This window comes from Phocaeicola sp. RTP21359st1_B8_RTP21360_211022, from assembly GCF_040911965.1.
In the GTDB taxonomy this organism is placed as follows: domain Bacteria; phylum Bacteroidota; class Bacteroidia; order Bacteroidales; family Bacteroidaceae; genus Phocaeicola; species Phocaeicola vulgatus.
In genome coordinates, this window is sequence record NZ_JBDFXP010000004.1 from 162,877 (window position 1) to 183,830 (window position 20,954).

Here is a 20,954-nt window from a genome sequence, read left to right on the forward strand (position 1 = left end):
TTAAGAAATATATTTATTTTTAACTAAGTCATCATTTTATATTTAAAATTTCCCATCATGTGGGTTGGTAAAAGTATCCCCGGAAAAATCACTTCTGCGGGGATACACACACATTGAACAATTACAACGGCATATTGCCGTGCTTTTTAGGCGGATTGCTTTGGTTTTTGTTGTGACACATTTCCAAAGCCTGAATGAGTTTATAGCGGGTGTCACGGGGCATAATCACTTCATCAATCAAGCCGCGTTCTGCCGCACAATAAGGGTTAGAGAATTTATCTTCGTAATCTTTGATTATTTCTTGTTTTTCTTCAGGAGTGGATTTCCGATAGAGGATATTTACAGCTCCCGCAGCTCCCATAACGGCTATTTCCGCCTGTGGATAAGCCAGGTTCACATCGGCTCCCGTCGGTTTGCTGGACATGACAATGTAGGCACCTCCGTAAGCTTTACGGGTAATTAAAGTTACCTTGGGCACTGTAGCTTCGGCGTATGCATAAACTATCTTCGCACCGTGGCGGATGATGCCGTTGTGTTCCTGTATTGTTCCGGGCAGGAAGCCGGGAACATCCTCGAAAGTGATCAGAGGAATGTTAAAGCAGTCGCAGAAACGGATAAAACGGGCAGCCTTGTCACTGGCGTCAATGTCAAGGACGCCGGCCAGCCAGGCGGGCTGATTGGCAACAATACCTACGGAACGACCTCCCAGGCGACCGAACCCCACCACCACATTTTTAGCAAAGTGAGGCATCACCTCGAAGAAATACTGGTTATCCAGCACCGGTTCGATGATATCCTTTATATCATAAGGCATATTCGGATCTTCGGGAATGACAGTCTGCAACGCCTCCACCTGACGATGGATGTCATCGTTGCAGGGAACCAACGGCGCATCCTCCATATTGTTGGAAGGCAGGAAACTCAGCAATTCGCGGATACTCATCAGCGTTTCCTCCTCATTGTCGCACATAAAATGGGTCACACCGCTTTTGCTGCTGTGGGTATAGGCACCGCCCAGTTCCTCCTTGCCCACCTCCTCGTTAGTCACAGTCTTCACCACATCCGGGCCGGTGATGAACATGTGGCTCTTCTCTTTTACCATAAAGATAAAATCGGTTAGTGCTGGTGAGTAGCAGGCTCCTCCGGCACAAGGACCCAAGATGGCGGAAATCTGCGGGATAACACCTGAGGCGATAGTGTTCTGATAGAAAATAGAGGCATATCCGGCAAGGCTGTTCACCCCTTCTTGGATGCGTGCGCCTCCCGAGTCGTTCAGGGCGATAACGGGAGCTCCCGTCTTCAAAGCCAGTTGCTGAACCTTTACAATCTTGGCAGCATTGGTCTCGCTCAGCGAGCCGCCATGTGCGGTAAAATCATATGCATAGACAAACACTGGACGGCCGTCTATCTTTCCGTAACCGGTGACCATACCATCTCCGGCAATCTGCTTCTTCTCCATGCCGAAGTTGGTACAACGGTGGTTCACCAGCTTGTCCAGTTCATTGAACGTACCTTTGTCCAGCAACATTCCGATACGCTCGCGAGCGGTCATCTTCCCTTGGGCGTGTTGTTTCTCGATCTTGTCCACACCGCCGCCCAGCGACGCGCGTTTGTCCAGCTCTTCAAACCGGCTGTATATTTCTTCTCTTGTCATGATCAATCTTCTTTTATTATATCCAATACTATTAATACCTGGTTAGCATTGACGGAATCCCCTTCATTGACCAGGATATCCCTTACCGTGCAGTCCGAGGTCACTTTGTAGTTGCTCTGCATCTTCATGGCCTCCAGCACTACCACAATATCCCCGGATGACAGACGGTCTCCTTTCCGGACGGGAATTTTTATAACCTTTCCGGGCATGGGAGCTACAATCTTGTCATCCTGTCTCTCCTCGCCGCCCTTTTTCATACGCAGATACTTGGTCTGGGTGTCCACTATGTCCACATGATAGGAACGGTAGAACATATTCACATCATAACTCTTTCCACCCTCCCCACGGATCAGTTCGGCATTGAAGGAATTGCCATCGTGCAGGATGGAACAGCTTCCGTTCTCGGCCATAACGATATCCACATCATACGGTTTTCCGTCAATCATAAACTGTACCTTGTTTCCTTCCTTGCTCACCAACGTCACATCGGCTACGCGGTCTCCAATATGTATTTCCATACTTTTGCTTAATTAAATGAAGAATCAGATTCTCAATACTCCTTTCTGCAAGCCGAACTCACGCCAGCGGCTGATGGGACGGGCATCAGACAGCTGGGGACTCTTGTTCTCTTCCAGATTCATCAGATAGTCAATATAAGAGGCGATCATGGTGATATTCTCAATCTCCTCATTATTACCGTTGCCACGGAGCAGCATACGCGAGTTCTTCTCTATGAACAAGGTATTATACTCACCCTTTACAAAGTCGGGGGTATGCATGATGCGTTTCAGATAACTGAGGTTGGTCTTCAGGCCCGTAATCTTGTACTCGTAAAGTACCCGGCGCATACGTTCTATGGCATATTGGCGGGTCGTAGCCCATACAATCAGCTTGCCTATCATCGGGTCGTAATAGATGGGAATCTCGTAACCTTCGTAAACGTAGCTGTCAATGCGTACGCCGATGCCGTTAGGCTCCGTCAGCTGTTTGATGATACCCGGCGAAGGCATGAAGTTGTTCTCCGTGTCTTCCGCACAGATACGACATTCGATGGCATGACCGCGCTGGAAAAGTTCTTCTTGCTTCAGGTGCAGCACCTCGTTATTGGCTATACGGATTTGTTCTTTTACCAGATCCACGCCCACCACTTCTTCGGTGATGGGATGCTCCACCTGCAAACGGGTGTTCATCTCCAGAAAATAGAAATCGCGGTTCTTGTCCACCAGAAACTCGATAGTTCCGGCTCCCGAATAGTTCACCGCCCTGGCGGCAGCCACTGCCTTTTCCCCCATCTCCTGGCGGAGTTCCGGAGTAAGGAACGGAGACGGGCTCTCCTCTACAATCTTCTGGTTGCGACGCTGGACAGAACACTCGCGGTCAAACAGATGGATTACATTGCCATGATTGTCACCCAGAATTTGAAATTCTATATGATGGGGTTCCTCCACAAATTTTTCCAGATAAACCGTATCATCCCCGAAAGAAGACATGGACTCGGAACGGGCGGTGTTATATGCCTCCACCACTTCGTCTTCACTGTGTATCAGCCTCATCCCTTTACCGCCGCCTCCCATAGAAGCCTTCAGCATGACAGGATAGCCTATTTCATTACAGATACGTACCGCCTCTTCGGCACTTTGCAACGGCTGTTCCGTACCGGGGACCACGGGAACGCCTGCGGCAATCATACGCTTACGGGCGGCAATCTTGTCACCCATCGCTTCCATCGTCTCGGCGGAAGGGCCGATAAAGATGATCCCCTCCTCTTTGCACCGGCGGGCAAAATCAGCATTCTCGGACAAAAAACCATAACCGGGATGAATGGCATCGGCTTTGCATCGTTTGGCAGTCTCTATTACTTTTTCTATATTTAAATAGCTTTCCCTGGCTATAGCAGGACCTATAAGATAGGCCTCGTCAGCATACATCACATGATGAGAAGTGCGGTCGGCTTCTGAAAAGACAGCAACGGTCCGTATGCCCTTTTCTCGGCAGGAACGCATTACACGTAAGGCTATTTCACCTCTGTTTGCAATCAATACTTTCTTTATCATTTTTCTTCTTATTATAACGGGGGTTAATTTCGCAGGCATAGAAACTGTCCTTGACGGCTTTCAGGCAGTCATGGCACAGGCAATCGGAATAATTCTCCATTAAATAGGTGCGTTGCAGAGCATCCAGTCGGACAGTTGCGCAATGACACGATAAAATATCATTGTGCATACAATCAAATGTTGCACCACAACGTGGACATACCTTTTTCATAGGCATTCCTCCCGTAATTTTTTTATTTTCTTATTTTCTTTCGTACTGCTTTCCTAATCCCACGAGTAAAAACAGCCTTTAATGAATGGCAGGTCTTCTGACTGACTCCTTATCTTGAAGCCTTCCCGATGTGAGGATTGTCACATCAGTGGCAAAGGTATTTTTCAAGATTCCAGCAGAGTTTCACAGCAGCGGGACTGTCCGGGATTTGCACCCGATTCCCTTTTAATCCGAATAGCAGATAGACTATCCGAAACCAATTCGGGGCAAAGATAATGGATTTTATAATTAAACGAAGCGGAAAAGATGAAAAAAGTGTTGCTTGAAGTTTTTTTTCTTTTTCCAGTTGTTTTATTGATTTAATTCCTAACTTTGTCAGTAATATCGGTTTCCGGATTAGCCGTTGGCGCGAAACGGAATTAAAAGGGAATCCTGTGCAAATCAGGAACTATCCCCGTAGCTGTAAGTTTTATCCTCCCATAGTGTGGGGAAGTGTTGTGACATTCTTAGCCACTGGTTATTGTGAAAACCGGGAAGGCGCTACAACGGAAACAAGTCAGAAGACCTGCCGTTATTGTTTATATCATTCATGGCTTTCGGGTGAAAGGCGATAGAACGAATCATACTGATCCTTTTTATTACTGGTTTCCATGAATTGTCGTGTGTGAAAGACTTATATTGAATAATGTGTGTTTTGTATAACCTTAATTTATAAGTATGATTAATTCAGAGGTATTTATTATTAAGAGAGATGGTAAAAAAGAAACTTTCTCTCTTGATAAAATTAAAAATGCAATAGCCAAAGCATTTTTGTCAGTAGGAAGTTTTGCTACCCAGGATGTGATTACTACTGTATTGAGTCGCGTTAGTGTCAGTGATGGAATGAATGTGGAAGAAATCCAGAATCAGGTGGAGGTGGCCCTGATGGCTGAACATTATTACAGTGTTGCCAAGGCGTATATGCTGTATCGTCAGAAACATTTGGAGGATCGTGAGGTGAGAGATAAACTGAAGTTTTTGCTTGACTATTGTGACGCTTCCAATCCGGCAACCGGCAGTAAATATGATGCGAATGCCAATGTGGAGAATAAGAATATTGCTACGCTGATAGGAGAGTTACCCAAATCAAATTTTATTCGTCTCAACCGTCGTCTGTTGACTGACCGTTTGAAAGACATGTATGGAAAGGAATTGTCCGATCGTTATTTGGAACTTCTGAATCATCATTTTATTTATAAAAATGATGAAACTAATCTGGCTAATTATTGTGCCAGCATTACTATGTATCCTTGGTTGAATAATGGTACGATAGCAGTGGGAGGGAACTCTACGGCTCCTACTAACTTGAAATCTTTTTGTGGTGGATTTGTCAATATGGTTTTTATTGTATCCAGTATGTTAAGTGGTGCCTGTGCTACTCCAGAGTTTTTGATGTATATGAATTATTTCATTGGTTTGGAATATGGGCAGGAATATTATAAGTATCCCGATAAGATTGTTGATTTATCTACCAAACAAAGAACAATAGACAAAATCATTACAGACTGTTTCGAGCAAATAGTATATTCTATTAACCAGCCTACAGGGGCGCGTAATTTTCAAGCCGTCTTTTGGAATGTAGCTTACTATGACAAATATTATTTTGAAAGTCTTTTTGGTAACTTCTTTTTTCCCGATGGAAGCCAACCTGACTGGAATTCACTAAGTTGGTTGCAGAAACGTTTCATGAAATGGTTTAATAAAGAGCGTACACGTACTGTTTTAACATTTCCTGTAGAAACAATGGCGCTTTTGACTAAAGATGGTGATGTATTAGATAAGGAATATGGTGACTTTACGGCTGAAATGTATTCCGAAGGTCATTCTTTCTTTACTTATATGAGTGATAATGCAGATTCTTTAAGTAGTTGCTGCCGTCTTCGCAATGAGATACAGGACAATGGTTTCAGCTATACTTTGGGAGCAGGTGGGGTTTCTACAGGCTCAAAAAGTGTGCTGACTATTAATTTGAACCGTTGCATCCAGCATGCGGTGAAATCCGGTATACTTTATCCGTTTTTTTTGGAAGAAGTGGTTGATTTGGTACACAAAGTCCAGTTGGCTTATAATGAGAATCTGAAATTGTTGCAGTCGAAAGGTATGCTGCCTTTGTTTGATGCTGGTTACATCAATATGAACCGTCAGTATCTAACTATCGGTGTTAATGGTTTGGTGGAAGCAGCGCAATTTATGGGTATTGAAATCAATGATAACCCTAAGTATGAAGCATTTGTTCAGGAGATTTTAGGAATGATTGAACGATATAATAGGAAGTACCGTACAAAGGATGTTTTGTTTAATTGCGAAATGATTCCTGCTGAGAATGTAGGAGTGAAGCACGCTAAATGGGATAAAGAAGCAGGCTTCCAAACATTCCGAGAATGTTATAACAGTTATTTCTATATTGTAGAAGACAAATCGTTGAATGTTGTCGATAAATTCCGTCTGCATGGACGCCGCTATATAAAGCATTTAACGGGAGGCTCGGCCTTGCACATGAATTTGGAAGAACATCTTAGTAAGGAGCAGTACAGACAACTACTTCGGGTAGCTGCTATAGAAGGCTGTAATTACTTTACATTTAATATACCGAATACCATTTGCAATGAATGTAAGCATATTGATAAGAGATACTTGCATGAATGTCCTGAATGTCATAGTCGGAATGTGGATTATCTGACACGTGTTATCGGGTACATGAAGCGGATCAGTAATTTTTCTCAGGCAAGGCAGAAGGAGGCTGCACAAAGATATTATGCTCCGTTACGTTGATTATGACATCGTTTTTCAAGAAATTCCGGATGAAGTCACTCTGGCGATCAATCTCTCTAACTGTCCCAATAGGTGCAAGGGCTGTCATAGCCCTCATTTGTTGGAAAATGTAGGAGAATCTTTAACGGAAGAAAGTCTTGGGCATCTTTTACAGAAGTATGGAAAGGCGGTGACTTGCGTCTGTTTTATGGGAGGCGATGCCGAACCCTTTGAAGTGGAAAGGTTGGCAGGATTTCTTCACCGACAGTCTATCGCTTTGGTAAAGGTGGGTTGGTATTCGGGGAAGAATGAATTGCCGGAAGGTCTTTCCGTTCAGAACTTTGAATATATAAAGTTGGGACCGTATATTGAAAAATTGGGTGGCTTGAAATCTCCTGATACCAATCAGCATTTCTATCGGATATACGGGGATGAGATGAAAGATATTACCTATCGGTTTTGGCGTATCTGAAAAAGGCGGAAATAAATTCCGCCTTTTTCAGATAAATATATTAAGTTGGTTATGCTTCCGGTTGATAGTCTTCACCATTCTCCCATGCACTGTCATCATTCCAGTTTTCATATAAATGGTTTACCCAAATTTGGCGAATCTCAGGATAACTGCCAAGGGCTTTCATATTACATCCGTCTTTAATACCATGATCGGCTCCGGCTTGATCTGTCGGGTGGCTTTCGAATGTTCTGTCCACTTTGAATCCTAATTTCTCCAAACGTTCACGCCAGCTATATTCATTTGTATTGATTTCCACATTGCTTACATCGTCATCTTCGGCCATAGCTTCCAATCCCCAAAGGTCGTTGTGGGCATGGTCACCGGCAATTGACATGAAAGGTGCAAGATAAACATTTACTTCTGATGGGTTCAGACCGTTCTTTTCGCAATAGCTCATCACCTTAGAGTACATACAGTCGGGATATTGGGTTTTGTCAAATCCTTCTACAGGAATTCTATTAGCCGGTTCTTCCTCTATTTCTTTCGGGAAGAAAAGCATGTCACCATAATCCACAGTACCTACAAAGATATTGTTGTTGGCAGCAAGTTCCTGCAATGCTTTTTCCATGTCAGAGTACTTTTTGTTAGCATTGTAATTCTCATCCGGATTACCGTGTCCCATTAGAAGCACGATGTTGTTCTTGCCTGCTAATTTAGACTCATAGTGTTTGTAAAGTATCTCTGCTACATCTTTAGTATCTTCTGCACTGGAAAGAAGGTTGGTACCTTTCAATACATCAATATGCGGATACCATTGAATCATAAAGTATTTTTTTACATCAGTATTCATTAATGAAAGATATTCTTCGCCTGGAATTACATGCAATGATTGTACAGCCACACGTTTGTATCCTGCATCGCCTATTGCTTTCAACCATTGGTCCAATTCATAACGTGCTATGCCGGTAGATGCTTCTACACGTCCGATACATGTACGTGAAGTAAATGACATATAAATATCCGTATTGGGGAATTTAGCTTTAAAATCCTCAATCACATCATCATAAACAGAAAGGGACTCATTATAGGTACTGCCAAAAGTACAGAGCAAAATGGCTGTGTCGTGTTGCTTGGTTCTGGTTACTACATCCACAGCAGGATTAACAGTACTTTCTTCATCATCATTGTCACTACAGGAACTGAATCCTGTGCAAGTTGCGGCAGCAACAAAAGCCGCCATCAGATAATACTTGAATTGTTTCATACTAATAAAAATTAATTTATAAATTGTTGGTTATTAATTGTTTTTGAATTTAATGAGGGCGGAGACATAAAAAGTTCTTCCGGGAGTTGATGTGGCACGATTCCGTCCGAAAGGAGTACGGTCTACATAGTCAAATACATTATCTACCCCGGCATTCATCGTTAATGACCACCGTTTCATTTTTAATAATGAGTGGGCTGTGTTGATACGCCAAGTTTGGAATCCGTCGGCATTATTATCATTTATATAACGGCGTGTAGACTGATATCTGCCATAGATGCCGATACCCAAACGATACAGTTTCCATGAATGTTGCCATAAGATATTTAAATTTGCATTATGGCTGGAAGTAGCATCAATAGGAAGATATTTCATATAATCTATACCTTTGTTAGGATATTGCGCTTTTGGATCAGCATAACTATATCCGCCGGCAAGGCTGAGAGATTTTGCAGGACGATAGTTGAAGGTGAAATCCATACCATAAATACGTGCCTTTGTCAGATTCTTATATTGTTTGCTCTTTTCTACTTCAAGAAACTTTTCATCGGGAGTTACGGAAATTTCAACCAGCTCAATCATGTTGTGAAGATAATTCATGTATCCGGTTAAACTGGCTTGGAATTTTTGCCCTACGTACTCGATACCGATTGAAGCATATTGTGAGGTTTGTGCTTTTAGATCTGTGTTGCCATGATATGCAGTCAAAGCACCGCCTCCGATAACGCCGGTATAATTATAATAAAGTTCTTTAATAGTGGGTGCTTTGTAGCCTAAAGCATAAGACGCACGCAAATTAATATGTTCTCCGGGTTTATAAAGTCCTGATATTTTCGGACTGAAATTCAATCCTGTTTCCTTGTGTTGTGTTCCTCGTACCCCGGCAGTCAGAACCAGATTTTCTCTGGCTGTCCATTCCTCCTGTATATAAGCTGCCAACGTATAAACGGAAGCGCGGTCACCGTCAATGTGATGAGGTGATTCCAAATGATTGTACTGATATTCGATTCCTGCATTTAAAATATGGTCCTCTCCAAGATAAAATACACTTTTTACCTGGCCTAATATTTGTTTCTGAATACTTTGTTTGATACGTTGACCGGCAAAGTAGGTGATACGTTCATGGCGGTCATTGTCTAGAAAATAATCAGTATGCTCGTTTAGCTTATAGTCATAGAAGTAACCGTATCTGCCATAAGATAGGTCTGCTGTCAGATAATTCCGTTTTCCTAATTTATATTTACTTCCTACTGCAAATGTATAGTTGCGATAATAAAAATCGTTGGCTTGATATTTCCAAGGACCGTGTGTACGCATTACCCAACGCTCATAATAAGTGCCTTCTGCAGTGAGGTCTAGTTTGCGATTGACTTGCCATTCAATGTTCTCGGACAGGGTATAGTTTGAAGAACGGTTTACGGTCAACATAGTAGAGCCGGATTTCAATTGATTCTGATCCCACTGTAGGTCTGTATTCCGCCAGCCATCGGTATGCCGGAAGTTGATTCCGGTTACAGATTTTATCTTTCTATAGTTAAAGCCGAAACTGGTACTTTGACGTATATCGCCATATTCACCTATGCGGGATGTGTTGGTGAGCTCCATTTTTTCACGGTTACGTTTGGTTATGATATTGATAACTCCGGCTATTGCGTCACTGCCATAAAGTGAAGAAGCGGCCCCTTTTACAATCTCTATGCGTTCTATATTAGCTGGATTTAATTGATTCAAGTCGTTTTGCCCTCCTACATCGCCATTCATTCTTTTTCCATTTATCATGATCAGGATATAGTCATTGTTCAATCCGTTTAGTTGGATATGGCTCCCCATATCACCATCATGAAAGGTCAATGAAGGACTAAGACCACTGAGCAAATCGTCTATACTGCGTGCCTGATATTGTTCCAAAGCTTTGCTGGTTATGACTTCAGTCTGTACGGGAGCATCTTTCAGATAATGTTCAGTACCTGTACCCGTGATGACCACTTCATTCAGTAATACGGACAATTCTTTATCGTCTTTATCTTTGAGAATACTTTGGGCACTTGCAATTTGTGTACCTAATAGTAGAATAGCAGGAAGTAAATACCTCATATTATGTTTTATTTAATTTGCAAAATAAAACATCAAGTTTCCCTCTGATAAAGAGGAATGCCACAAAGGAATAGACGTTGGAAAACGCTTGTTCGAATGGACACATACTTCTAATCCTGGAAGCTTGGTGTTTATTGTTCAACAGACTTAGCAGGTATTCTGGCTTTCCTCTGATTGGAAACCTTCCCATTTCTTCAAATGAAACAGTGGTTTTAGACTATCCAATCAACATCATGAGGATTTACAGCTGCAGGTACAGCCCCGGATTTACACCGGGTTCCCTTGCATCGGGCTATGTGATAGCCCGATTACTAATTCCGTTGCAAAGATAGAGGTTTATTTTATATTATCTTCGATAAGTCTTTGATTTTTTTAGCTTTTAAATTTTAAAGACAGACTGATGTAGAATGAACGTCCGGGGGTAAGTGTCGCATAATTGCTGTTATAAGGACGGTCATCCATATAATCGAACAGGTTTTCCATGCCGCATCCGGGTTCGATGATTACAGATTTTAAGTTGAAAGAATGGCGTGTGTTTAAATTCCACAATTGATACTCGGGAGCATAACCGTAACTTTTAGAGAAACGCTTGCTGTTGATACGGCCGTTCAAATTTATATTCAACCGATATATTTTCCATGAATGCGCCCATTGGGCATTGATATTGTATGCGTTTTTTATACTTTTGTCGATGGGTTGTTCCAATTCCACATCTTGGGTATTAAGATGAGTGTATCCTCCGCTTAAATTGAACCCGGCACCTAGGTATGCATTGGCGGATACATTGATTCCGTGGACTTTAGCCTCCGCTATATTATCACGTTGACGAACTTCCTTATGACCATATTGCTCCATAGCTTTATCTCCCGTGGCAATCGTATTATAATCTATCATGTCACGAATATTATTATAAAAAGCATTGACTGATACTGAAAAACGCTCATGTACATACTCTGCACTCAATGAGAAATAATTATTCTTTTCCGACTTTAAATCCAAATTACCTATTGTCAACCTGTCATTTTTTTTAGCTATGTCAGTGGCATAGAGTTCAGACAGGGTAGGAGTTCGGAAACCTGCTGCATAGGAGGCACGGAAATTGAATTTGCCGGGTTTATACATCAGTGCTACATTGGGAGTGGCATGATTTTTGAAATTTTCATGATAAATGTAACGTACACCAATCAAAGCCTGTAGGTTTCTCAGTAACTTTATTTCATCTTGTGCAAACAAGGCCAGTGTATAAGCATCTTCTTTGGCTATATTGTCTGTTTGACTTTTCAAGACATCAACGATATATTCTGTGCCGACTGAAAGTTTGTGCCGGTTACCTAATTTAAAAATACCTTTTATGCTAAGATTGTGATTACGGGTCCGTTTGCGCACTTGCTCTTCACCTGCTTTTCCATTATAGGTTTTATTGTCTTTAAAAAAACAATAAGAGGAAGAAAAATGATCGGCGTAACAGTCTGCGGTAATATAATTCCCTTTATTTATCATGTATTGGGCACCAATGCCATAATTAAAGGTTTCATGCAATATGTTGTAGTCGTATGCTTCATAAGGGCGGCGTGTCTTGTTGTCATAATATCCGCCGCGGGCATAAAAAGAGAGTTTGTCGGTAGCATCGAAAGTGAATTTTTGATTGACAGTATTTGCATAGAAGCCTGTAGAAGCTACTTTCCCGGTTTCTTCCAATTCATGAGTTTTGGAGTTCTCCTCGTATGGATTCAGTTGCCATCCTTCGGCCTGCTGACGGCGATAAGAGGTGTAGGAGCCGAACTTGCCGGTATTGACATCTATGTTTACGGACTGGGTAAAACGTCCTTTACTGGCATAACGGGTATCGCTGGAAACATTGATAGCATTTTTTGCATCATCAGTAATGATGTTGATAACTCCTCCGATAGCATTTGTTCCGTAAAGAGCGGAAGAAGCGCCGTTCAATATTTCAATACGTTTGATTTTGGCAACATTGATTCGAGCATAGGTGTCATCTCCATACAGGCGTTTGCCATTTTCCAGAAAAATGAAATAATCATCAGGCAATCCATTCAGACTCAATGTTGTCCCCATGCCGTTGGTCATACTTGAGAAAGACGGGGTCAGCTTTTGTAAGGCCTCGTCCAGCGATGTTACACTGGCATTACTTAAATCCTTTGCAGTGATAACGGAAACAGGCACGGGACTGTCCGTCATGCGGTGGTGTGTTCCTGTACCGGTTACTACTACCTGGCCTATATTGGTAAAACTGTCTTGTAGCTTGATAAGAAGATTCTTTTCACCTCCTTTTGTCGTGATAGACTTGGGTGTGTAACTGACATGCGTGATTCTTAATACGTGTTTCCCATCAGGGAGATTGCTGATGGAAAACTCGCCTTTACCATTTGTGGTGCATCCTGAAAGGCTTTGATCGATACGGATATTAGCTCCCACTATAGGTTCGTTGGTATCGGCACTCACAATCTTTCCACTGATACTGACTTGTGCCAGTACGTCAATAGCCAGACAGCTTAAAGTAATTGCTGTCAATAATAACTTTACTTTCATCGAAAGAATTTAAGAATTAATAATTCACTTTCCTGACCCCGGGAGAGCATGATTATCTATGTTCGGACTTGGCAGGTTTCCTGGCTTCACCCTGAAAAGCGCCTTCCCATTTCTGGCAAAAGAAACAGTGGCTTGGTGAGAATTGCTTTTCATCAGACGGGTTTCACAGTAGCGGGCACTGCTTCGGATTCTATAACCGAATTCCCTTTTATACAGGCAGAGAAAGGCTGCCTATATCACCAAATCGGGCACAAAGGTAGGCAATTATTTTATATATGTTTTAAGATTAATGAAAAAATGGTTGCTTTTGAAAGAGGTGGGGGATTTTGAACCGTAGGAGTGAATTAGATTCACTCCTACGGTAATATGAATTTGCAATAATTCTGGCGGGATCAGGCAAGTGCCAATATTAATATTTGTGCTGTGAGTACACGTAAAAACATGGTAAGCGGATAAACGGTGGCATAACCCACTGCCGGAGCGTCACAAGAGGTCAAATCATTGGAGTAGGCTAATGCGGGCGGATTGGTGGTGGCTCCGGACAATACTCCGATCAAGGTGTAATAGTTCAGTTTATAAACATATCGTCCTATTATACCTACAATCAGTAAAGGCAGCAGCGTAATAATGGCGCCGTATGCTATCCATACATATCCACCCTCGTTAATGATTGTTTCGATGAATCCTTTGCCGGCTCCTAATCCTACGCAAGCAAGGAAAAGCGAGATACCGATTTCACGTACCATCAAATTGGCACTTATGGTGGTATAGGTTATCAGTTTATAATGTGGTCCGAAACGGCTTATCAGGATGGATACGATAAGGGGGCCTCCTGCCAGTCCCAGTTTTACCGGTTGGGGGATACCGGGGAATAAAAAAGGAGTGCTTCCTAGAATACACCCTAATGCGATGCCTAAGAAAATAGGGATCAGGTTGGGATGATTCAAACGTTTCATGGAATTACCTAGAATCTTTTCGGCATGGGCTACAGCTAGTTCGCTACCCACAATCTTCACCCGGTCACCCATTTGCAATTGCAGGTTGGGAGTGGCCACAAGGTCTACACCCGAACGGTTTACACGGGTAATGCTTGCTCCGAAGTTATTCCTGATTTTTAGTTGGGCCAATGTCTTACCGTTCAATTCAGGCTTGGTGATCAGAATTTTTCTGGAGATAAGTTGTTTGTTTTGGAAATCCCATTCCACATTCACTTGTTTTCCAAAAAAGACAGTGATAGCTTCTACATCTATCGGATTGGCGATAACAAGAATCTCATCGTGTATGTGAAATACTGTAGTGGAGTTCACCAGTTCTGTTTGTCTGTCTCCGTCACAATGCCGTATGCGTGAAATCACAAAATCACGGTTTACCAATGGCTTGATTTCTTTTATTGTTTTACCTTCTACGGCTTCATTGCGTATTTCTAGTGAGATAGGGCGTACAGTCAGTTCTTGTAGATGCCCCAATCCCCGTTCCGCATCGGCTTCTTCGGTTTTTGTGTTGATGCGCAGGATATATTTCAATGCCAGCAGGGAGAGAATACACCCTACTACTCCCAATGGATAGGCTACGGCATATCCCAGTGCTATTTCGGGAGCGTCTATACCATTCAGATCACTGTTTGCTTGCTGTGCGGCACCTAGTCCCGGGGTATTGGTTACAGCTCCAGAAAGAATTCCTACCATTGTGGTAATGGGGACACCTGTTATGAAATGGAGTATAATGGTGATGGTCACACCTAAAAATACAACCATCATGGCAAGCAGGTTCAGTGTGAACCCTCCTTTCTTGAATGCTGAGAAGAAACCGGGACCCACTTGTAGTCCGACTGAGTAGACAAATAATATCAGACCGAACTCCTTTAAGAAATGCAACAGATGTTCGTCCAGGTTCAGATTGAAATGACCGAATACAATTCCTACAAAAAGTATCCAGGTTACTCCCAATGAGATACCTGCCACTTTTATTTTTCCTAACATGATGCCGAAAGCAATGACCAGTGAAAGAATAAGTACGGAATGTGCTACTCCGCCGCCCCATAAATTAGGGTACCCTTCAAAGAGATTTCTAAAAAGTTCCATAATTCATTATCTAGTTTAATTATTTATAGTATCAATTTTATCATTGTTGTATAGCTGTCATTCTGGCAAAAATGACTGCAAAGGTAGCTTATTTAATTGATAAACCATAAAACTTTAATTGCTTTCTAAGGATATTTACTTGATATGTCGGAATTATGAATTAATCTGTTATTCTAATTTCGATAATTTGCAATTTGCACTATCTTTGTATCCGTTTTTAAAGAAATACTAAAGAATGAAGCCACAATTACTCATAGGGGCCGCTACATCGGGAAGCGGAAAAACGACTTTTACGATGGGGCTGCTGCGGGCATTGCACAAACGAGGTCTGCGGGTACAGCCTTTTAAATGTGGTCCTGATTATATTGATACACAATTTCATACGCTGGCTGCTGACCATGAGTCGGTGAATTTGGATACTTGGATGGCATCAAATACCCATGTACAACATCTGTATAATAAATATGGAGATGGAGCCGATGTATGTGTAACCGAAGGAGTGATGGGATTGTTTGACGGTTATCAAAGAATGCAGGGAAGTAGTGCTGAAATAGCCAGATTGTTGAATATCCCTGTAGTGCTTATAGTAAGTGCGCGTTCTACAGCTTATTCTGTGGCTCCGTTAATTTATGGTTTCAAGCATTTTAATCCGGCTGTGAAGATTGCAGGTATTGTTTTCAATCAAGTGTCATCTCCTTCTCATTTCGCTTATTTACGTGAGGCTTGTGTTGATGCAGGAGTGGAATGTTTGGGATATCTGCCTATGACAGAAGGGTTGAAAATTCCATCCCGGCACTTGGGTTTGACATTGACAGCCAAACGTTCCATGAACACCTTGATAGAACAGGCTGCGGAATTGGTTGGAAAATATGTGGATTTGGATAAGCTGCTGAGTATTTGTCATCGTAATTTCCCGTGTCGGTATACATTGCCTTATAGTTCAGAAACAGGGGTGGAAAGTTTTACTCCTTCTGCTAAAAAGATGAAGATAGCCATAGCGCGGGATCCGGCTTTCAACTTTATCTATAGAGAAAACATAGACCGCTTGTCTGCGCTAGGAAGCATTACTTATTTCAGTCCTGTATATGGTAGTGATTTGCCGGATGCTGATTTGGTTTATTTACCCGGAGGATATCCGGAATTGTTCGCCCGTCAACTACATCGGCGCAAAAAGTTAATGGAAGCATTAAGAACTTATGCAGAGGAGGGGGGGAAAATTTTGGCCGAGTGTGGAGGTATGATGTTTCTCACCCGTTCCTTGACAGCCCGCCAGGGAGGGACTGCATATGCCATGACGGGTATTTTGCCTTTGGATTGTACCATGGTGGGTGCCAGACTTCATCTAGGGTATCGTCGTATAGAATATAAAGGGATGGAGCTTCGCGGGCATGAATTTCATTATTCCAATGTTGTTGCTCCTGACGCTATGCCTTCTGTAGCAAAACAATTTACGGCAAGAGGAATGGAAGTGAGTACCCCGCTTTATAGATATAAAAACGTGATAGCCGGATATACTCATCTATATTGGGGGGAAACGGATATCTTGAAATTATGGAAAGTATGAAACGTATTTATACACGAACCGGAGATAAGGGCATGACAGGAATTCATGGTGGAGAGCGGGTTTTTAAAGATGATATCCGCATTGAAGCTAATGGATGTATTGATGAGTTGAATGCTGTTATAGGAATTGTGCGTTCGTTTTTACCTCAGGAGCACGAATGGCAATCCTTGCTTTTTTCAATTCAGAAAAACATGATGGCAGTGATGAGCCATGTGGCTACACCATCAACTATCCGTGAAGGGAATCCTAATATCTTGCCTGATGATTTATGCTCTTTTTGTGAGGAAGCAATGGATACATTGATGGAACAGATGGAGGATAATAGTTCCTTTATCCTTCCCGGAGGAACGCCGGTATCAGCGCAGCTGCAGTTTGCTAGGACGGTGGCACGCCGGGCTGAACGGAGATTATGGACTTTGCATAAACAAGATCCGTTACCGGAGATAATTCTTCGGTTTATCAACCGGCTGTCCGATTTGTTTTTTGTTATGGCCCGTTATGAGATGCAACAACAGAACTGGACGGAAGAAAAGTGGCAGTCCTTTGCATATAAAAGAAAGAAGAAAGAGTGATGAAAAAGAATTTACACCCGATTATGTTGGCAGGAACAGGCAGTGATGTTGGCAAAAGTGTCATCGCTGCTGCATTATGCCGCATTTTTAAACAGGACGGTTATCGACCGGCACCTTTTAAGGCACAGAATATGGCACTGAATTCATATGCCACTCCGGAAGGGTTGGAAATAGGGCGTGCACAAGCTGTACAGGCCGAAGCGGCTGGAGTCCCTTGTCATACGGACATGAATCCTTTGTTGTTGAAACCCAGTTCCGATCATACTTCGCAAGTGGTATTAAACGGTCGTCCCATCGGTAATCGTAACGCTTTTGAGTATTTTCGCAAGGAGGGACGTGAAGAGCTGAGGCAGGAGGTAAACGCAGCCTTTGACCGTCTTGCCGCACGTTATAACCCTATTGTAATGGAGGGAGCAGGGAGTATTTCCGAAATAAATCTGCGGGATACTGATTTGGTGAATATGCCGATGGCCTGTTATGCGGATGCGGATGTGATTTTGGTAGCTGATATTGACCGGGGAGGAGTATTTGCCAGTGTCTATGGTTCGGTCATGTTACAAACTCCTGAGGACAAGAAACGTATAAAAGGAGTAATCATTAATAAATTCAGAGGGGATATCCGTTTGTTTGAGTCTGGTGTGAAGATGATGGAGGATTTATGTGGTATTCCTGTCTTGGGAATAATACCTTATTATAGAAATATACATATTGAGGAAGAGGATTCCGTAGGCTTGGACTATAAACGGATGCAAGCCGTGGAAGGCAAAATAAACATAGCAGTTGTTCTGTTGCGTCATCTCTCAAACTTTACAGATTTCAACAGATTGGAACGGGATGAACGGGTGCACCTTTATTATACCAATAATACGGAAGATCTGGCCAAAGCTGATATTATTCTGCTTCCTGGCAGCAAAAGCACTTTGGATGACTTGTATGAGTTGAGACGGAACGGGGTGGCGCAAGCTGTCCTACGTGCGCATAGGGAAGGGGTTACTGTAATGGGAATTTGTGGGGGATACCAATTGATGGGACTTGAGATTCACGATCCGGAAGGAGTGGAGGGAGAGATCCGTCAATTGCCGGGACTGGGACTGCTTCCCGTCATTACTACGATGCAAGGGGAGAAGGTGACGCGGCAGGTGAATTTTCATTTTCTTGAGAATGCGGAAACTTGCCAAGGATATGAAATACACATGGGAGAAACCCGCCCGGTTCCGGGGGAGGCTGTAGTTCCTTTGAATAAACTGGAAGACGGTGGAGAGGACGGTTGTTTTGTAAACCAAAAATGTATGGGAAGTTATATTCATGGAATATTGGATAATCAGGCATTTATAGATTATTTGCTGGAACCATACGCAGAAAAACTGGAGTGTCATACGGTGTTGGATTACCGGACTTATAAAGAAGAACAATATGATAAATTGGCAGAGCATGTACGCAGTCATCTTAATCTGCCTTTGTTGTACCAAATAATGAGTGGGAATGATTGAAGGACATGGTGATGATGCTTATAAGTATAAAGCAATAAAGATAAATTTCAGTTCAAACGTATATAATCATGTAGACCATAGCGGATTACATCAACATTTGTTTCAGCAGATGGAAAGTATCCGTACGTACCCCGAACCGGAACCTTATTCGTTGGAAAAGGTTTTAGCGGAACGGTTTCATCTTTCGTCTGAAGAGGTTTGTGTGACCAATGGGGCTACGGAAGCCATTTATTTAATAGCTCAGACATTCAGGAATCAGATTTCGGCTATCTTGATGCCCACTTTCAGCGAATATGCGGATGCTTGTCGTCTGCATGGTCATAAAGTGGTTCCTATATATAATTTGAACCGTTTGCCGGATAGGGGGAGGTTGATATGGTTATGTAATCCTAATAATCCCACAGGAGAGCTTAGGGAGAAGGAAGTCTTGACAGCCTGTATAAAACAAAATCCGCAGCGTATTTTTATCATGGACCAGTCGTATGAATTCTTTACACAGAAGGCTTTGCTTACAGCCAAGGAGGCTGCGGAATTTCCGAATGTTATTCTGTTGCATTCCATGACAAAACGTTTTGCCGTGCCCGGCTTGCGTTTAGGATATATCACTGCATGTAAAGAACTGCTACATGAAATCCGGACACAGCGGATGCCTTGGTCTGTTAATCAGTTGGCTATAGAGGCCGGGCATTATTTATTGTCTTCTTCTCAATATGATATAGATATCTCTTTGTTATTGAGGGAAAAAGAGAGATTAGTTCAATCTTTACTTTCAATAGGGGGAATGGAGATCTGGCCATCGGATACTCACTATATGTTAGTTCAATTGCGGATGGGAAAGGCGGCGGCTTTGAAAGAATATCTGGCAACAGAGCAGGGAATTCTTATTCGTGACGCATCCAATTTTGAAGGGCTGAATGAACACTTCTTCCGTATTGCTACACAAACTCCGGAAGAAAATGACAAACTGGTAGAAAGTATAAAGAAATGGACATATATGTATTAATTCTTCCGTTGTTGATAGGATGGATATTAGATAAATTGCTTGGGGATCCGATAGGATTGCCGCATCCAGTGGTAGGATTCGGGAAGCTGATCTCTTTTTGTGAGAAACGATGGAACTGTGGGACACATCGGATGTTGAAAGGAGGGGTGGCGGCCATTATGCTTATTTTGCTAGTGTATGCAGGATCTGTTTTGGTATTGCATTATCTGTTTGTGCTAAACCGTTGGTTGGGTATTATTCTCTCTGCTGTGCTTGTTTTCTATTGTTTGGCAGGAACTACACTTATCAACGAAGTAAGGCAGGTTTTTTTGGCTGCGGATCATTCTTTGGAGGAAGGAAGAAAGCAGGTTTCCCGTATTGTAGGGCGTGATACTTCGGAACTGACAGATCAGGAAGTGCGTACGGCTGCTTTGGAAACATTGGCTGAGAATTTGAGTGATGGGGTTATTGCTCCATTATTCTGGTATTTGCTTTTGGGAGTTCCCGGTATGCTTGCTTATAAGATGGTTAATACGCTTGACTCTATGATAGGCTATAGGAATGAACGTTATCTTCAGTTTGGTTGTGTCGCTGCACATATTGATGATATGGCGAACTATATTCCGGCTCGTCTAACTGCATTTTTAATGGTGCTGTGTGCAGGGCGTCCCGGTTTGCTGAGATTTGTAGGTAAATATGGTAACCGGCATGCGAGTCCTAATTCAGGTTATCCGGAGTCTGCTTTAGCAGGTATCTTGAATTGCCGTTTTGGAGGTCCTCATGTTTATTTTGGAGAGATAGTCTATAAACCTTTTATTGGAGATAAGGATCGGTTTATCCATACACAGGATATGCATAAAGCTGTCGATATAAACAGGAGAGCAGAAATCTTGATGGTTATAGTAAATATTGTTTGCTTATATTTGGTCGGTTGAAAAATATATATTACTTTTGTTTCCGTTTTAGAGATGCGGCAGTAGCTCAGTTGGTAGAGCATCAGCTTCCCAAGCTGAGGGTCGCGGGTTCGAATCCCGTTTGCCGCTCCAAAGAGAATTCTGATAGTCAGGTAGTTGGCTATCAGAATTCTCTTTTTTAGCACTATTTGAGGAAGATGAATACGGGTCAACGTAACAATCTGAGGGATTTTATATTTAAGCATATAATTTAGCAAGTCTATATAAGAAAAAAGCTCTA

At 42.4% G+C, this 20,954-nt stretch carries 15 protein-coding genes, 1 tRNA gene, 2 pseudogenes and 4 riboswitches; of the genes and pseudogenes, 9 read left to right on the forward strand and 9 right to left on the reverse strand.

Annotated features, from left to right (window positions below; all coding sequences use genetic code 11):
* Nucleotides 1-121 precede the first annotated feature (121 nt).
* Genes AB5062_RS03285 through AB5062_RS03300 form a run of 4 tightly spaced genes read right to left on the reverse strand, consistent with a single transcriptional unit; the run spans nt 122 to nt 3,925 of the window.
* A complete protein-coding gene (locus tag AB5062_RS03285) occupies nt 122-1,654 on the reverse strand; it encodes an acyl-CoA carboxylase subunit beta (RefSeq protein ID WP_005846500.1) in 1,533 nt (510 codons plus the stop codon).
* Nucleotides 1,655-1,656: 2 nt separating this feature from the next.
* Complete coding sequence (locus tag AB5062_RS03290; RefSeq protein WP_005846497.1) at nt 1,657-2,172, reverse strand: acetyl-CoA carboxylase biotin carboxyl carrier protein subunit; 516 nt, start codon at nt 2,170-2,172, stop codon at nt 1,657-1,659.
* Nucleotides 2,173-2,196: 24 nt separating this feature from the next.
* Entirely contained in the window at nt 2,197-3,708 is a 1,512-nt protein-coding gene (accC, locus tag AB5062_RS03295) for an acetyl-CoA carboxylase biotin carboxylase subunit (RefSeq protein ID WP_005846494.1), read from the reverse strand.
* Entirely contained in the window at nt 3,674-3,925 is a 252-nt protein-coding gene (locus tag AB5062_RS03300; RefSeq protein WP_005846492.1) for a cysteine-rich CWC family protein, read from the reverse strand. Before AB5062_RS03300 ends, accC begins: the two co-directional genes overlap by 35 nt.
* A 63-nt stretch (nt 3,926-3,988) precedes the next feature.
* A riboswitch (cobalamin riboswitch) is annotated at nt 3,989-4,195 on the reverse strand.
* 92 nt (nt 4,196-4,287) lie between these two features.
* A riboswitch (cobalamin riboswitch) is annotated at nt 4,288-4,507 on the forward strand.
* 129 nt (nt 4,508-4,636) lie between these two features.
* On the opposite strand from AB5062_RS03300, the gene nrdD reads away from it, so the two are divergent.
* Together nrdD and nrdG are read left to right on the forward strand one after the other, a co-directional pair.
* The gene (gene nrdD / locus AB5062_RS03305) at nt 4,637-6,730 is read left to right on the forward strand and encodes an anaerobic ribonucleoside-triphosphate reductase (protein WP_005846490.1); all 2,094 of its coding nucleotides are present in this window, start codon (nt 4,637-4,639) and stop codon (nt 6,728-6,730) included.
* On the forward strand, nt 6,714-7,181 hold the full coding sequence (gene nrdG, locus AB5062_RS03310) for an anaerobic ribonucleoside-triphosphate reductase activating protein (RefSeq protein ID WP_005846488.1): 468 nt from the start codon (nt 6,714-6,716) through the stop codon (nt 7,179-7,181). The genes nrdD and nrdG overlap by 17 nt, the downstream gene beginning before the upstream one ends.
* Before the next feature lie 49 nt (nt 7,182-7,230).
* Here nrdG and AB5062_RS03315 read toward each other — a convergent pair whose 3' ends face one another.
* The 3 genes from AB5062_RS03315 to AB5062_RS03325 all read right to left on the reverse strand — a co-directional run bounded on the left by AB5062_RS03315 (nt 7,231) and on the right by AB5062_RS03325 (nt 12,720).
* Entirely contained in the window at nt 7,231-8,427 is a 1,197-nt protein-coding gene (locus AB5062_RS03315; RefSeq protein ID WP_005846486.1) for a sirohydrochlorin cobaltochelatase, read from the reverse strand.
* A 33-nt stretch (nt 8,428-8,460) separates the two neighbouring features.
* Nucleotides 8,461-10,521 carry a TonB-dependent siderophore receptor gene (locus AB5062_RS03320; protein WP_005846484.1) on the reverse strand — a complete coding sequence of 687 codons (2,061 nt, stop codon included), beginning with the start codon at nt 10,519-10,521 and terminating at the stop codon, nt 8,461-8,463.
* A gap of 131 nt (nt 10,522-10,652) precedes the next feature.
* Nucleotides 10,653-10,852: riboswitch (cobalamin riboswitch) on the reverse strand.
* A gap of 41 nt (nt 10,853-10,893) precedes the next feature.
* Nucleotides 10,894-12,720: a TonB-dependent receptor plug domain-containing protein gene (locus tag AB5062_RS03325; protein ID WP_367998260.1), complete on the reverse strand. Its 1,827-nt coding sequence runs from the start codon at nt 12,718-12,720 to the stop codon at nt 10,894-10,896.
* Nucleotides 12,721-12,722: 2 nt separating this feature from the next.
* Here AB5062_RS03325 and AB5062_RS03330 point away from each other — a divergent pair.
* Nucleotides 12,723-12,770, forward strand: a pseudogene (locus AB5062_RS03330) (hypothetical protein); the annotation flags it as partial.
* On the opposite strand, the pseudogene AB5062_RS03335 reads toward AB5062_RS03330, so the two are convergent.
* Both AB5062_RS03335 and AB5062_RS03340 read right to left on the reverse strand, forming a co-directional pair.
* Nucleotides 12,757-13,071 (reverse strand): annotated as a pseudogene (locus AB5062_RS03335) (carboxypeptidase-like regulatory domain-containing protein); the annotation flags it as partial. The pseudogenes AB5062_RS03330 and AB5062_RS03335 overlap by 14 nt on opposite strands.
* A 52-nt stretch (nt 13,072-13,123) precedes the next feature.
* Nucleotides 13,124-13,330: riboswitch (cobalamin riboswitch) on the reverse strand.
* A gap of 133 nt (nt 13,331-13,463) precedes the next feature.
* Nucleotides 13,464-15,152 (reverse strand): putative transporter, encoded by a 1,689-nt coding sequence (locus AB5062_RS03340; RefSeq protein WP_005846477.1) that lies wholly within the window; start codon nt 15,150-15,152, stop codon nt 13,464-13,466.
* A 235-nt stretch (nt 15,153-15,387) separates the two neighbouring features.
* Here AB5062_RS03340 and AB5062_RS03345 point away from each other — a divergent pair, with 235 nt between their 5' ends.
* From AB5062_RS03345 to AB5062_RS03370, 6 genes are all read left to right on the forward strand, one after another.
* Nucleotides 15,388-16,716, forward strand: coding sequence for a cobyrinate a,c-diamide synthase (locus tag AB5062_RS03345; RefSeq protein ID WP_005846475.1), 1,329 nt, complete (start codon nt 15,388-15,390; stop codon nt 16,714-16,716).
* The gene (locus tag AB5062_RS03350; RefSeq protein ID WP_008668718.1) at nt 16,713-17,288 is read left to right on the forward strand and encodes a cob(I)yrinic acid a,c-diamide adenosyltransferase; all 576 of its coding nucleotides are present in this window, start codon (nt 16,713-16,715) and stop codon (nt 17,286-17,288) included. Before AB5062_RS03345 ends, AB5062_RS03350 begins: the two co-directional genes overlap by 4 nt.
* Nucleotides 17,288-18,778 carry a cobyric acid synthase gene (locus AB5062_RS03355; RefSeq protein WP_012055547.1) on the forward strand — a complete coding sequence of 497 codons (1,491 nt, stop codon included), beginning with the start codon at nt 17,288-17,290 and terminating at the stop codon, nt 18,776-18,778. The genes AB5062_RS03350 and AB5062_RS03355 overlap by 1 nt, the downstream gene beginning before the upstream one ends.
* Nucleotides 18,771-19,781: a threonine-phosphate decarboxylase gene (locus tag AB5062_RS03360; RefSeq protein WP_012055548.1), complete on the forward strand. Its 1,011-nt coding sequence runs from the start codon at nt 18,771-18,773 to the stop codon at nt 19,779-19,781. Before AB5062_RS03355 ends, AB5062_RS03360 begins: the two co-directional genes overlap by 8 nt.
* Nucleotides 19,763-20,695 carry an adenosylcobinamide-phosphate synthase CbiB gene (gene cbiB / locus AB5062_RS03365; RefSeq protein WP_008668725.1) on the forward strand — a complete coding sequence of 311 codons (933 nt, stop codon included), beginning with the start codon at nt 19,763-19,765 and terminating at the stop codon, nt 20,693-20,695. The genes AB5062_RS03360 and cbiB overlap by 19 nt, the downstream gene beginning before the upstream one ends.
* Nucleotides 20,696-20,730: 35 nt before the next feature.
* Nucleotides 20,731-20,806: transfer RNA gene (locus AB5062_RS03370), tRNA-Gly, on the forward strand.
* The last annotated feature ends 148 nt before the right edge of the window (nt 20,807-20,954 follow it).

Excerpts from the sequence above, each read along its gene's own strand:
- AB5062_RS03340 (WP_005846477.1), bottom strand. The coding sequence starts at position 15,152 with ATGGAACTTTTTAGAAATCTCTTTGAAGGGTACCCTAATTTATGGGGC.
- cbiB (WP_008668725.1), top strand. The coding sequence starts at position 19,763 with ATGGACATATATGTATTAATTCTTCCGTTGTTGATAGGATGGATATTA.
- AB5062_RS03360 (WP_012055548.1), top strand. The coding sequence starts at position 18,771 with ATGATTGAAGGACATGGTGATGATGCTTATAAGTATAAAGCAATAAAG.
- AB5062_RS03345 (WP_005846475.1), top strand. The coding sequence starts at position 15,388 with ATGAAGCCACAATTACTCATAGGGGCCGCTACATCGGGAAGCGGAAAA.
- AB5062_RS03325 (WP_367998260.1), bottom strand. The coding sequence starts at position 12,720 with ATGACGGACAGTCCCGTGCCTGTTTCCGTTATCACTGCAAAGGATTTA.
- AB5062_RS03290 (WP_005846497.1), bottom strand. The coding sequence starts at position 2,172 with ATGGAAATACATATTGGAGACCGCGTAGCCGATGTGACGTTGGTGAGC.
- AB5062_RS03315 (WP_005846486.1), bottom strand. The coding sequence starts at position 8,427 with ATGAAACAATTCAAGTATTATCTGATGGCGGCTTTTGTTGCTGCCGCA.
- AB5062_RS03355 (WP_012055547.1), top strand. The coding sequence starts at position 17,288 with ATGAAAAAGAATTTACACCCGATTATGTTGGCAGGAACAGGCAGTGAT.
- AB5062_RS03350 (WP_008668718.1), top strand. The coding sequence starts at position 16,713 with ATGAAACGTATTTATACACGAACCGGAGATAAGGGCATGACAGGAATT.
- AB5062_RS03320 (WP_005846484.1), bottom strand. The coding sequence starts at position 10,521 with ATGAGGTATTTACTTCCTGCTATTCTACTATTAGGTACACAAATTGCA.
- nrdG (WP_005846488.1), top strand. The coding sequence starts at position 6,714 with ATGCTCCGTTACGTTGATTATGACATCGTTTTTCAAGAAATTCCGGAT.
- nrdD (WP_005846490.1), top strand. The coding sequence starts at position 4,637 with ATGATTAATTCAGAGGTATTTATTATTAAGAGAGATGGTAAAAAAGAA.
- accC (WP_005846494.1), bottom strand. The coding sequence starts at position 3,708 with ATGATAAAGAAAGTATTGATTGCAAACAGAGGTGAAATAGCCTTACGT.
- AB5062_RS03300 (WP_005846492.1), bottom strand. The coding sequence starts at position 3,925 with ATGCCTATGAAAAAGGTATGTCCACGTTGTGGTGCAACATTTGATTGT.
- AB5062_RS03285 (WP_005846500.1), bottom strand. The coding sequence starts at position 1,654 with ATGACAAGAGAAGAAATATACAGCCGGTTTGAAGAGCTGGACAAACGC.